Here is a 12,972-nt window from a genome sequence, read left to right as displayed (position 1 = left end):
ATAAATAATTGTCGTAATTAATTTAAAAAAATATAAATGAAAAAAATTTCACTTTTAGTCGTCATCCTATCAGCATTTTTGATGACCCGAATTTCCGCACAAACTGAAAATATTAATATTTTGTTCTTAGGGAATAGTTTTACCTTCACTAACGAAGTGCCAAATTTGGTAAAAGAGGTAGTAGAACTAGGAAATCCTAACACCACTGTAAACGCTGAACGAATTACATATCCTGGAAATGATATGTTTAGACATCATAATTATTACATGTCTCAATCTTATATAGAAGAAGCAACTATTAATGAAGCAACCATTAATGAGCGTATTGCCATCATTACAGGATACAAAGCATTAATAGAAGCACCAGACCCACAGGAGTGGAGTGATTATTGGAACATCATTGGGCAAGATGCACCTGATTTCACAAAATTATATTTTGATAAGGCTATTACCGATCACCAAGCATTACTCACAGAAATTCAAGCTGGTAATAGGACGGCATGGGATTATGTTGTAATTCAAAGTTGGCGTGATGATATGGTTGATGGTGAAGCATATGCTATTTATGCTAAACGGTTGGCAGAAGCAGCGCAAGCACAAGGCGTAAAAGTAATTCTTTATATCACGGCTCCTTTTGTTCAGAATTCGCATCCAGTGGCTTCACCTCTTCTACAACAGCGTACTGCTAAACAGTTAAAAGTAGCACATGATTTAGCTGAAGAGATTGGTGCTTTTGCAGTCATTCCAGTACCCTTAGCCATGAACATGGTGCAAAAAGAAAGGGGAGAACTAACATTTTGCTATGTTAATGATTATCATCCTAATCAGCGTTGTGGATTTATAACTGCCAATATGTTTTATTCTGCACTTATTGGAGAAAGCCCAGAAGGTTTAGATTTTGACAGAGTCAAGAGAAGTAACCAGTTGGATCCAGATGGAAATCCAGGACTACTTATTTTTGAAACTGAAGAGCGTGATTATCTTCAAGCCAAAGCGCATGAGGCAGTTGTGGCATTCAAAACCGATTATGCAAATATTTATGCAGAACTAAGCACAGCAGTTGATGACGTGTTTCCTTATGGTGATGCCTTTTACTGGAAGTCTGAGGTAGGTAACGGTGTAGTAGCTATTTCTCAAGATAATACCGCACTTGTAGAAAGTCCTTTAGAAATTGAAGAAAGTAAAGCTAAGTTTTATGTTGAAAAATCTGCGACCACAGGTTATGTAAATTTATTTACTGTAGGAGGAGATAAAGTGGGGTATGATAAAAACAATCAAAAATTGCCGTTATATGTAACCAATGATGTTACAGCTGGTTTTGATTTTGTATTACTTAATTATGCGGATAATAAATTTAGTCTTATTCCTAGAACATTTGAAAATAAAGGACGTGTAGGTGCTACTACTGTTGGTGGTGAGTTAATGATAAATTGTAGCAGTGCTACAGCTAAGAATAACGATATTACTGTTTTCGAGAGACTAGAAACACTAGATGGTTTTGATGTTGGAATACCTTATGGTAAGGAATTAGTAATTAAGTCAATTGGATCTGGTAAATATTTGGGAGTAGACAGAACGGATGGTAATAAAATATATGCAAAAACAGAACCTGCTGATTTAACTGCCGATAATGTGTTTACACTACTAATTTCTGCCGATGCTAATTATGCTCTAATTGTTTCTGCTGTAAACGAAAGTGTACGGTTTTATTTTAATTCAACCGTTGATAAGTCAGGTTTCACTTTGGCAGCTACAAATACTTACGACAGCAATAATACACGTTATACACCTGTTTCTTTAGATAATAGTCAAGTACGTTTCATACCAAAAGCTTATCCTAATAATTGGATAAGATATGATGATACCGAAAATGGAACTATTGATGCTGGGGGTACTGAAGCCGATGACAATACATTATATGAATGGTCTTTGGCATCAGATATGAGTAGCCTTAGTACTTCTAATGAAATTGAAACAACTACGTTTAAAGTTTATCCAAATCCAGCAACTGATAAACTGACTATAAAATTGAATAACAAAATAGAAGGAGACTTCAATTTGAAAGTCTATTCGTTATTAGGTAAGCAGTTAATGCATTTAAAGCTAAAACCAAATGGTTATCCTGTCAATCATGATATTAATTTAAATGGATTAGATGAGGGGATGTATTTTTTAACTATCGAAAAATTAGGTGTAATACAGACTCTTAAATTTATAAAACAAGATTAAATTATTATTTAAATAAAGCATATTATAATGACAAATGGATTTGAATTTTTGGACTATGCTGTTTTTGTAGCATATGCAATTTTAATTTTAGGCGTGGGATTATGGGTTTCTAGAGATAAGGACGGTCACGAGAAAAACGCTGAGGATTATTTTTTAGCAAGTAAGTCTCTGCCCTGGTGGGCAATAGGTGCTTCTTTAATAGCCGCGAACATTTCTGCAGAACAATTTATTGGCATGTCAGGTTCCGGATTTGCATTGGGATTAGCTATTGCATCATATGAATGGATGGCGGCCATAACCTTAATTATAGTGGGTAAGTATTTTTTACCCATTTTTATTGAGAAAGGCTTATATACGATACCTGAGTTTGTTGAAAAACGATTCTCTACAAACCTTAAAACCATTCTTGCCGTATTTTGGATTGCGCTTTATGTGTTTGTTAATCTAGCATCCGTATTATACTTGGGTGGATTGGCTATTGAAACCATCATGGGAGTAGATATGATTTATGCTGTAATAGGTCTAGCATTATTTGCTGCCACTTATTCATTATATGGTGGTTTATCCGCAGTAGCTTGGACGGATGTCATTCAGGTCGTCTTTTTGGTATTAGGGGGGTTAGCTACAACCTATTTAGCCTTAAATACCGTATCTGGTGGTGAAGGTGTCATATCAGGTTTTTCGAAAGTGGTAGATGCTGCTCCAGAAAAATTTCACATGATATTAGATGAGTTTAATGCCGATGGAAGTATCAACGCCAATTACTTAAATCTACCTGGTGTTTGGGTGCTTATTGGTGGTTTGTGGGTTGCCAATATTTATTATTGGGGTTTTAATCAATACATTATCCAGAGAACATTAGCGGCTAAATCTTTAAAAGAATCTCAAAAAGGAATTTTATTGGCTGCAGCTTTAAAAATAGTAATACCACTTATAGTGGTAATACCTGGAATTGCTGCCTATGTCATGGTTAATGATCCTGAAATAATGAAAGGTTTGGGTGAAGCCGGTCAATTGAGTTTGCCTTCATCGGGGCAAGCTGATAAAGCTTACCCTTGGTTATTACAATTTTTACCAACAGGACTTAAAGTAGTCGCGTTTGCTGCTTTAGCCGCTGCTATTGTATCGTCTTTGGCTTCTATGCTAAATTCTACGTCTACCATTTTTACTATGGATATTTAAAAGCAATATATTAAAAAAATGCCAATGATAAAGTTACTGTGAATGTGGGCCGTATATCGGCAGCTGTTTCATTAATCATTGTTGTAATTATGGCACCGCTTTTAGGAGGGATAGATCAAGCATTTCAGTTTACTCAAGAATGGACAGGTGTCGTTAGCCCTGGCATTTTATCAGTGTTTATATTAGGGTTGTTTTGGAAAAAAAAACAACTAATAATGCTGCTATTTGGGGCGCACTTTTATCTATTCCAGTTGCTTTATTGTTGAAATATATTCCAATTGCAGCGTTAGAACCTTGGATGCATCAAATGGGATTAACAGCAGTAATTACAATGCTGGTATAATTGTATTGAGTTATCTTCAAAACAAAGGAAAGGATGATGAAAAGGGTATTGATTTATCTAAAGAGTTATTTAAAACATCCCCATTATTCAATATTGGGACTTTCGTTATATGCATTGTTACTGCCGCATTGTATTGTTTATTTTGGTAGTTCAAAATTTAAAAATAAATAACAAAATAAAATAAAAATAAATGAAACAAAAAATAGTAGTTACAGGTGGATTGGGGTTTGTTGGCTCCCATGTGGTGGTCGAACTTCAAAATGAAGGGTTTGAAGTTGTGATAATTGATAACCTTTCAAATTCAACAGAAGAGGTTTTAAAAGGTATACAAGCGATAACTAGTATTACACCAATATTTGAAAAATTTGATTTAAGAGACAAACCTTTAGTCGTCGATTTTTTTAGCCGACATCATGATGTTTTAGGTGTTATTCATTTTGCAGCTTCCAAAGCAGTAGGTGAAAGCGTGAAATTACCGTTATTGTATTATGAGAATAACCTAAATACATTAATCTATATTTTAGAAGAATTACAAAAGAAGGCATCTTCTAATTTTATTTTTAGTTCATCATGTACGGTTTATGGTCAAGCAGAAACATTGCCTATTACTGAAGCTGCACCAATAAAAGAAGCTGAGTCTCCATATGGAAATACAAAGCAAATAGGCGAAGAAATAATATATGATACATGCAAAGTTTCAGAAAATTTAAAAGCTATAGCTCTGAGGTATTTTAATCCAATTGGGGCGCATGACTCTGTCAATATTGGCGAGTTGCCAATTGGAACCCCACAAAACCTAGTACCTTTTATTACTCAAACTGGGATGGGTTTGCGGGAAGAATTATCTGTTTTTGGCGATGATTATCCAACAGAAGATGGTACTTGTATAAGAGATTATATCCATGTGGTAGATTTAGCAAAAGCGCATGTTGCTGCTCTAAAGCGTCTTATCAGTGGTAATAATACTGACAATTATGAAGTGTTTAACATAGGTACAGGGAAAGGTTCATCAGTGTTAGAAGTGATTTCTGCTTTTGAAGCAGTTTCAAACCAAAAATTAAATTACAAAATTGTAGAAAGGCGGGAAGGCGATGTTATTGCAGCATACGCTGATACCACAAAGGCAAATAATGTGCTAGGTTGGAAACCTGAATTGGATTTAAAGGATGCGTTATCCTCAGCTTGGAAATGGGAGCAGCGTATTAAATAGACCTGAATACATTTTTATAAATTAGATTTAAGCGAGAGTATTCAGAAGTATATAAAAAAGGGAACAATTCTAATTAAATATTTTGAAAATTAACCAAAGGCTAATTATAAGAAGAGAATAAACCGATATAAAGAGTTTAAAACACAAAGGTTTGGTTCAGTAAAACTAAAAGCCACTAATTGTCAAGTTGATGATTAGTGGCTTTTTAATATTACTATTTTTTTAAAGCCAATCAGCACATTCCTCTGCATTCCGTAAAAACTACATTCCAGAAAAAGAGCTTCATTAACAAAGGTCTTGGACATAATCCTCACTTTTGACTTTTCATTCCGTTAACCCTTTCCGCTTCGCTGGAAAGGAACACTTCATTCCAAGGAAAAAGCGTAAATCAAGTCCGCTAAATAGGAATAAAAATGTATTTGTCACTGTGTTCCACTTCCTATGATTTTGTATTTCACAAAGAATTTATATTCACTTCCGTAATCCAAAACCGTCATACCTTTTTTTGACAGCAAAATAACAACATTCAGCTTTGAACGACAGCATAATCAGGCTCACTTCGACTGCGCTCAGCGCAGGCTTCCCTCGCTCTTTTTATATGTCTAAACAAACCTAAATATTGAAAAACACTTAGCAACAAAAAAAGGTAACAGCGAAGGCTATATGGGAAGTAAATCTAAAATGAATCTTATGAAATCTTACAAAATCAATAAAAAGGAAGCAGAACAAAAGTTAAACCTGCCTGCCGGCAGGCAGGAAAACAAAAAAAGGAAAACGCTCTGGATATAATAAGTAAATCAATTTTAAAGCCTTTCTGAATAGTTCAGATAGGTAAATTAATCTTTAAATTTTTTAATTATGAGTACTCTAAAAAACAAAGTACAGTTAATTGGCAACGTAGGAAACGAGCCAGAAATCACAAATCTTGAAAGCGGAAAGAAAGTTGCAAAATTTTCAATCACTACTAATGAATCTTATAAAGATTCTAAAGGCGAAAAAGTGACAAACACCCAATGGCACAATATTGTGGCATGGGGAAAAATTGCCGAAATCGTTGAGAAATATGTAGGCAAAGGAAAAGAAGTAGCACTAGAGGGAAAATTGACCTCACGCTCTTATGAAACCAAAGAGGGAGAAAATAAATACGTTACCGAAGTGGTCGTAGATGAAATCTTGCTTTTAGGAATTAAAGGGGATAACACTACGGAATAATTTAAAATTAAAAGAGAGCGTTCCTGTGGAAAAGTAGCGCTCTCTTTTTCATTATTAATCTTATAAAATAGAATTACAATGAATGATAAAGTTAACAAAATAAAAGCCGATTTGCAATATTTTTGTGGTACAGAAATGTTTTTTAAAATCCCATTAATTGGAACTCGTTTTACTGATGGATTGAAATATTTAGCCAACGAAGCGGAATGCTTTTGGCTGATTACAGATGCTTCAGTAATTGCAAAAAAAAAGTTTATCAAATAGAAGTTCTTTTATTACCATCGATTTTAAACGACTTTCTGAAAAGGAACAGTTTGAAACGCAATGCGAAGCCATCATTAATTATAGTGATGGAAATGATAAAATTTTTGAAACGCACCGATATGATGTAACCGATTTTCCTTTGGATGAATTGCGATTGTTTTTCGTGGATAATACGCTGATGCTTCCAAGTGAATACTGAAAATTGCGTTATGGTATATCTCAATTATACGAACCTCGATAACGAAACCCAAGAACGTTTGGTTTCGGTTTCCAAAAAAAATGTTGAGCATAAATTTGGAAATGATTTGAAACGCTACGCCGAAGAACATCATATTGAATATGACAAACTATTGGAAGAAGAAGCTCTAAGAAATCTGTATTCTTATGACTATGTTTTTAATATTTAAAATCAAATTATTAACCCAGGACCTTTAATTATTTAGAGGTCTTTTTTTGTCCTGTTATTTTATATTCTGCAACAAAAAGAGTGGTTTACTAAAGATACTTTTAAACTTCAATAAGAACACTCTTAAAAAATCTAATTTCAATTCGTGTTACATTAAAAGCCATTACATTATTGGATGTAATGGTATTTTTTTTGTCCCGATAAATCGGGACGAAAAGGAATAGCAAGAGGGTAACACGCTAGCGCGATGTTTCGATTTTCAGTTTTTTAAAAACCCTAGTGAAATTAACACCTTTCGGCGATTGATTGTTTTGATTTTAGAATTTTAAACATTGTTTTTTCAGAAAAAATCCCCGCAACCCAATAAAAACAACAAATTTTTTCAGAAAAAATGGATAAAGGATATGAAAAAGAGCGGTTTGAGAAGCTAGGAATTAAGGTTTCTGTAGCAGATAGATTTCGAAAATTTTGTAAAAAAATGTCAAAATCACAATCGATGACATTGTTATTAATGATTGATTTTTTCGAAGAAAATGGCATTTCGCCAAACGAAACTTTAGGTCCAAATATGCAAACTTTAGAGAGTGAAATCAAGAAGCGTATCAATGCAGTAATTGCTATCATAAAGGATATCGAAAAGCATCATGACAAACCAACAACTGCGATGTTGCAATCATTATTTATGGAGTTTGAACCTAAACAGGAAAAGCTCATTTTGGAGAAAGAGGTCAAGGAGAAGAAGGTGCAAACTGATAAAGAATTTAAAGAGGTCACCGTACCTAAAATACGATATGAGCGTTTAGAACAGAATATGAAATCTGTTAAAAAAGATTTTGTTTATTTATTGGATAAGGTTAAGGTTGTAAAAAGCAGATTCGGTAAAGACTATTTAAAATTGGAGCTTACAGAGGGTGAACTTGAGAAAGTTAGAAGAAATATAAGTAATTCTTAAATGAGAAAGATCCATTCTAAAATATGTAGGTTGGAATATATAAAAGCTAAATTTTGATGATGACTAACGACTTTATTTTTCCCTACCCAATGTAATTTACCATATTACTTTCGTACCATTTTTATCGAGCTAATTTTTGTGAGTATAAACTATATTCTTTTATAATCTGTTCAGATAATTTTACTTACTCTGCTGTTGTATGAAAGCATTGTTTGTTTTTTATAAAATTTACAGACATTTATCTTGTTTTGGTTCTTTATAAGCTATATATTTATAATACCAGTAAGTAAAGTAATTTATTTTGAGGTCATTTATAGTTTTGTCAACAAATCGGCTAACAGCTTGTTTTTAAAATTTTTAAATGATTGATATATAGTGGTTTGTAGGATATGAATGGCTTCCTGCCACCCCGACTAACCTAGAGTTAGAAATTATTTAAAACACCGTTAATCCATGATTAACGGTGTTTTTTTTGTTATATATTAAAGGTAATTAATAATAAGACCCTTAAATCTGTATCATTTTAGTTGAATCTGCACTCTGCTTTTTGCATAGCCTTTCTTTATTTTGCTCATTCTTTGCTAAATGTTTTTGTTAAATCTTCGCGTTTTAGCAGTCTTTACAATGGTTTTATTGAGGTTTTGATATTTAAAACGTAATTTATTTTAATAATAGCAAAATAGTCTCTATATTTGGTGTACCAATTTGGTGTACCAATTTCTGTTTTTAGAAATTAATGTAAAATTGAACTAAATTATTTTATGTTAAGTTCAATGCCATTTGGGTTTTAATTAGAAGATATTCTTTTTCGTATCCTGATTAATAGCGACTTAAACTAAAACTTTAAAATAAGATGACCAACAAAATCACTAATATTTTTACACATTCATTTTTATTGATTTGTGTACTGGCATTGAGCAGTTGTAATAATAAACCTAAAAAAGCAACAGAAAAGGAAGCTATAACTACTATTTATCCAAGTGATGTTATTCCTTTTATGGCAGAATGGAAAATTCTTTGTGGTGATGGTAAAAGTTATAATGATTTAATACATGTTGAACACAAAGATTTCTTTTATGTAGCTGCGGATGGGGAAACTAATTGGGTGGTTTATAAAACGCCAAACTCCGGCATTACGTCTAGGACATCTAGTAATACAAGAACAGAGTTAGGGCAGAAAAAACATTGGATACCAGAAACAGGTGGCAAGTTAACAGGAACCTTAAAGGTGCAGCATGTTTCAGTTTCTGGCGATGCTAGAGTTGCGGCTTCGTATTCGGTAGTAGTTGGTCAAATTCATAGTGATGAAGGTCATGAAAACGAACCCATAAAAATCTTTTACAAAAAATTTCCTGGTCATTCAAAAGGTTCTGTGTTTTGGAATTACGAAATTAATACGGCTGGCGATAACTCGAAACGATGGGATTATTCAACACCTGTTTGGGGTTATGATATGTCTGTTGTTGGTGCTAGTTCAGAAACGTATCCTGAAGAACCTAAGGATGGTATTGCTTTAGGCGAAGAGTTTAGTTATGAGATAAATGTTTATAAAGGTATCATGTATCTTACTTTTAAGAGTAAAGGCCATGATACAGTAACGTTTACTAAAAACTTGTTGAAGTCTGATTTTTCCACAAAGGCAGATATGCCAGAACAAATAAAAACCTTGTACGCTGCAATAGGTAGAGATGGTGTAGAGCGCGATAGCGCTTATGCCGGCGAAATTAATTATTTTAAACAAGGTGCCTACAATCAAACAAACGGAAAAGACCCTGAAGATAATATCGTATGGCATGCTGGTGCCGAAACTTACGGTGGCGATATTGCTAAACAATATGCAAATGGTTGTTATGCCGAAGTTTGGTTTAAAGAAGCAACCGTTGGCGAAGGAACCATGCCAACTCTAAAATAATTAATCTTATTTAAATAGCAAATGAATTCAAATAAGGTTATTTATATAATGGGCGTTTCGGGCTGCGGAAAGAGTACTATCGGGCAAATGCTTGCTAAACGTTTTAAAATTCCATTTTTTGATGGTGATGATTTTCATCCACAATCAAACATAGATAAAATGAGTAGCGGCCTTCCTTTAAATGATGCCGATCGTTTAGGGTGGTTACAAACACTTAATGAGTTGGCTAAAACAGAACTTCAAAAAAGCAGTTGTGTTATTGTTTGTTCGGCTTTAAAAGAATCTTACCGAACATTATTAAGTAAAGGGGTTGAGGACCAAACAGCATGGGTGCATTTGGTAGGAAGTTATAATCAGATTGTAGAACGACTTAATAAAAGAGAAAATCATTTTATGGATTCCAGCTTATTGCAATCGCAATTTGATACGCTCGAAAATCCATCTAACGCTCTAGAAATAAATATTGGTTTAACACCAGAAGAAATAGTTGATAAAATAACAAAGGACATAAAAATGAAATCAGAATTTGGGTTATTTGGATTAGGTGTCATGGGAAAAAGCTTAAGTAGAAACTTGGCTCAAAAAGGATTTAATATTTCCGTGTTTAATCGCGAAGTAAAAGGAACGGAAGAAGATGTTGCCATACATTTTAAAAATAGTCATAAAGAGCTAGATTCCGCACAAGCATTTTCAGATATTCAAGGCTTTGTAAATTCGCTACAAACACCACGCAGAATCATGCTTATGGTTAATGCGGGTAAAATAACAGATTATGTAATTGAAGATTTAATCCCTTTTTTATCAGAAGGCGATATTTTAATTGATGGTGGTAATTCAAACTACATTAAAACAAAGGAGCGTTACGATTATTTAAAATCTAAAAACATCCATTTTATTGGTGTTGGTGTTTCTGGAGGCGAGCAAGGTGCGCTTAAAGGACCTTCTATAATGCCAGGTGGAAATAAGGAAATATATAACCTAGTAAAACCGTATTTAGAAAGTATTGCTGCTAAAGATGATAACAATTTACCATGCTGTACTTATATAGGCGAAGAGGGTAGTGGGCATTTTGTAAAAATGGTTCATAATGGCATTGAATATGTTGAAATGCAATTATTGGCCGAGGTATTTACCATTTTAAAAACAATGGGTAAAACTCCTGATGAAGTAGCCGATATTTTAGAGTCTTGGAAACCTAAAGCTGATAGTTATTTGCTAGGAATTACTGTTGATATTTTAAGGAAAAAAGATGGTAACGATTGGCTAATAAATAAAATTGTAGATAAAGCAGGTAATAAAGGTACAGGAAACTGGACAACAATTGCTGCCGCTCAATTAGGCGCTCCTAGTACTTTAATTGCTTCGGCATTATTTGCGCGTTATACGTCATTTTATAAAGACGAAAGACTTCAGGCTAGTATAAACCTAAACATTAATCCGTCTATTTTAAATTTAGAAATTGAAGATGTTTGTAATGCTTATCAATTTGCAAGAATAATAAACCATTATCAAGGTTTAAAATTAATTTCTGAAGCAGGAAAATCTTATGGTTGGCATTTAAATTTAAGCGAAATTGCTAGAATATGGACCAATGGCTGTATTATTAAATCGGATTTTATGGTAGAGCTAATTCCTGTTTTAAAAGAAGATGATAATATATTAAAAAACAAGCTAATTATAAATCGTGTAAAAGCCTTAAAGCCATCAATTAATAAAGTGGTTTCAGAATGTGTGTTAAAGGAGTTAACAGCACCTTGTTTAAGCGAGTCTGTTAATTTTTTAAATGCCTATGCAACCGCAAATTCATCGGCAAATATTATACAAGCGCAACGCGATTATTTTGGAGCACACACCTATCAGCGTACAGACGATAATTCGGGTAAATTTCATCATACCAATTGGAATTAACCACTCCAATTTAAAAATAGATAGCAACTAAACTAAACTAAATATAATGTCAGAATCAAAAGAGAAAAAATCTTTATTAAAAAAAATTATAGCCATAATATTGGGGTTTGGTCCAGGTATTTTTGCAATTGGCTATACTATAGGTACAGGAAGCGTAACTTCTATGATTGTTGCGGGTAGCCAATTTAATATGCAGCTATTATGGGTGTTATTGTTAAGTTGTGTTTTTTCTGGTGTACTCATGTTTGTTTACGGAAATTATGCTTTAATTACGGGCGAAACGGCACTTTTTGGGTTTAAAAAGCACTTGAAGTACGGTAAGCTCCTAGCTATTTTAATTATAGTGGGTATTACCTTTGGTCAATGGAATTCATTAATGGGGATTTTAGGTATTTCTTCCAATATAATTTATGAAATATTAGCCGTTAATTTTGACGGCTTAGAAGGGTTAAAATATGAAACCGTATTAATAACAGCTATTATAATAATTGTTGTCTTTTACCTGCTAATGCTAGTTGGTAAGTATACGTTTTTCGAAAAAGTATTGGTCATTTTTGTAACGCTAATGGGGCTTTCGTTTGTGCTATCGTTATGCCTCGTACAACCATTACCTATGGATGTGGTTTCTGGTTTAATACCATCTATACCAGATGTTCCAGATGGTAAAATGTTAGTTGCCGCATTTGTTGGTACTACTATGGCAGCTGCAACTTTTCTTTCGCGTCCGTTATTTGTTAAAGGAAAAGGTTGGACTATTAAAAACTTAGATCAACAGAAAAAGGATTCTATTACCGCTGCAGTTTTAATATTTGTAATTAGTGGAACTATTATGGCGGTAGCTGCAGGTGCTTTGTTTTATGATGGTAAAGTGGTTACGCAAGTTTTAGATATGGCAAATACACTAGAGCCAGTTGCAGGAAAATGGGCTGTTACTATTTTCTTTTTTGGAGCTTTAAGTGCTGGTTTATCTTCTATATTTCCTTGTTTATTAATAGCTCCTTTATTGGTTGCCGATTATCAATCTGGTGAGTTAGATACAAGTTCTAAACAATTTAAAATTATTACAGCGGTAGCCTGTTTAGTCGCTTTAATTGGACCTGCTTTTGGAGGCAACCCAATTGAAATTCAAATTCTATCTCAAGTTTTTAATGTCTTTATTTTACCACTTGTAGTTTTAGGAATCATCTTATTAGCAAATAATAAAAAAATAATGAAAGGTTATAAAACCAGTATTTGGGTAAATATTGGTCTGTTTGCCGCTTTGTTTTTCTCTTGTGTAGTGTCGTATACTGGCGTATTAGGCATCATGACAAAGTACTTTTAGTAAGTCTATTTTAAATCAAATTTGATAAAT

General features: G+C 33.4%; 12 protein-coding genes. All 12 read left to right on the top strand.

Going from position 1 to position 12,972, the window contains the following annotated elements; translation table 11 throughout:
* The first annotated feature begins 36 nt into the window (after positions 1–36).
* On the top strand, positions 37–2,229 hold the full coding sequence (locus tag HNQ90_RS11420; RefSeq protein ID WP_144116190.1) for a T9SS type A sorting domain-containing protein: 2,193 nt from the start codon (positions 37–39) through the stop codon (positions 2,227–2,229).
* A 27-nt stretch (positions 2,230–2,256) separates the two neighbouring features.
* Positions 2,257–3,411 carry a sodium:solute symporter family transporter gene (locus tag HNQ90_RS11415; RefSeq protein ID WP_241678345.1) on the top strand — a complete coding sequence of 385 codons (1,155 nt, stop codon included), beginning with the start codon at positions 2,257–2,259 and terminating at the stop codon, positions 3,409–3,411.
* 193 nt (positions 3,412–3,604) lie between these two features.
* Positions 3,605–3,754 carry a hypothetical protein gene (locus tag HNQ90_RS18015; RefSeq protein ID WP_241678346.1) on the top strand — a complete coding sequence of 50 codons (150 nt, stop codon included), beginning with the start codon at positions 3,605–3,607 and terminating at the stop codon, positions 3,752–3,754.
* A 190-nt stretch (positions 3,755–3,944) separates the two neighbouring features.
* Complete coding sequence (gene galE / locus HNQ90_RS11410) at positions 3,945–4,964, top strand: UDP-glucose 4-epimerase GalE (protein ID WP_144116191.1); 1,020 nt, start codon at positions 3,945–3,947, stop codon at positions 4,962–4,964.
* Between the two features lie 858 nt (positions 4,965–5,822).
* The gene (locus HNQ90_RS11405; protein ID WP_144116192.1) at positions 5,823–6,176 is read left to right on the top strand and encodes a single-stranded DNA-binding protein; all 354 of its coding nucleotides are present in this window, start codon (positions 5,823–5,825) and stop codon (positions 6,174–6,176) included.
* Between the two features lie 78 nt (positions 6,177–6,254).
* Entirely contained in the window at positions 6,255–6,440 is a 186-nt protein-coding gene (locus tag HNQ90_RS18010; RefSeq protein ID WP_241678347.1) for a DUF6876 family protein, read from the top strand.
* On the top strand, positions 6,415–6,639 hold the full coding sequence (locus tag HNQ90_RS18005) for a DUF6876 family protein (RefSeq protein ID WP_241678348.1): 225 nt from the start codon (positions 6,415–6,417) through the stop codon (positions 6,637–6,639). Before HNQ90_RS18010 ends, HNQ90_RS18005 begins: the two co-directional genes overlap by 26 nt.
* A gap of 10 nt (positions 6,640–6,649) precedes the next feature.
* On the top strand, positions 6,650–6,847 hold the full coding sequence (locus tag HNQ90_RS11395; protein WP_144116193.1) for a hypothetical protein: 198 nt from the start codon (positions 6,650–6,652) through the stop codon (positions 6,845–6,847).
* Positions 6,848–7,237: 390 nt separating this feature from the next.
* Entirely contained in the window at positions 7,238–7,798 is a 561-nt protein-coding gene (locus tag HNQ90_RS11390) for a BfmA/BtgA family mobilization protein (RefSeq protein WP_144116194.1), read from the top strand.
* A gap of 853 nt (positions 7,799–8,651) precedes the next feature.
* Positions 8,652–9,710: a polysaccharide lyase family 7 protein gene (locus HNQ90_RS11385; protein WP_144116195.1), complete on the top strand. Its 1,059-nt coding sequence runs from the start codon at positions 8,652–8,654 to the stop codon at positions 9,708–9,710.
* A gap of 21 nt (positions 9,711–9,731) precedes the next feature.
* Positions 9,732–11,618, top strand: a complete 1,887-nt coding sequence (gene gnd / locus HNQ90_RS11380) for a decarboxylating NADP(+)-dependent phosphogluconate dehydrogenase (protein WP_144116196.1) — start codon at positions 9,732–9,734, stop codon at positions 11,616–11,618.
* Positions 11,619–11,664: 46 nt separating this feature from the next.
* Positions 11,665–12,942: an Nramp family divalent metal transporter gene (locus HNQ90_RS11375; RefSeq protein ID WP_144116197.1), complete on the top strand. Its 1,278-nt coding sequence runs from the start codon at positions 11,665–11,667 to the stop codon at positions 12,940–12,942.
* Positions 12,943–12,972: the final 30 nt, after the last annotated feature.

The organism is Algibacter amylolyticus (assembly GCF_014202225.1).
GTDB classification, from domain to species: Bacteria; Bacteroidota; Bacteroidia; order Flavobacteriales; family Flavobacteriaceae; genus Algibacter_B; species Algibacter_B amylolyticus.
The sequence above is the reverse complement of the archived record's forward strand: the minus strand, read 5'-3'. Positions and strand labels throughout refer to the sequence as shown.

Bases quoted from the DNA above. Each gene is read 5' to 3' on its own strand.
- HNQ90_RS11420 (WP_144116190.1), top strand. From the start codon at position 37: ATGAAAAAAATTTCACTTTTAGTCGTCATCCTATCAGCATTTTTGATG.
- HNQ90_RS11415 (WP_241678345.1), top strand. From the start codon at position 2,257: ATGACAAATGGATTTGAATTTTTGGACTATGCTGTTTTTGTAGCATAT.
- galE (WP_144116191.1), top strand. From the start codon at position 3,945: ATGAAACAAAAAATAGTAGTTACAGGTGGATTGGGGTTTGTTGGCTCC.
- HNQ90_RS11405 (WP_144116192.1), top strand. From the start codon at position 5,823: ATGAGTACTCTAAAAAACAAAGTACAGTTAATTGGCAACGTAGGAAAC.
- HNQ90_RS18010 (WP_241678347.1), top strand. From the start codon at position 6,255: ATGAATGATAAAGTTAACAAAATAAAAGCCGATTTGCAATATTTTTGT.
- HNQ90_RS11395 (WP_144116193.1), top strand. From the start codon at position 6,650: ATGGTATATCTCAATTATACGAACCTCGATAACGAAACCCAAGAACGT.
- HNQ90_RS11390 (WP_144116194.1), top strand. From the start codon at position 7,238: ATGGATAAAGGATATGAAAAAGAGCGGTTTGAGAAGCTAGGAATTAAG.
- HNQ90_RS11385 (WP_144116195.1), top strand. From the start codon at position 8,652: ATGACCAACAAAATCACTAATATTTTTACACATTCATTTTTATTGATT.
- gnd (WP_144116196.1), top strand. From the start codon at position 9,732: ATGAATTCAAATAAGGTTATTTATATAATGGGCGTTTCGGGCTGCGGA.
- HNQ90_RS11375 (WP_144116197.1), top strand. From the start codon at position 11,665: ATGTCAGAATCAAAAGAGAAAAAATCTTTATTAAAAAAAATTATAGCC.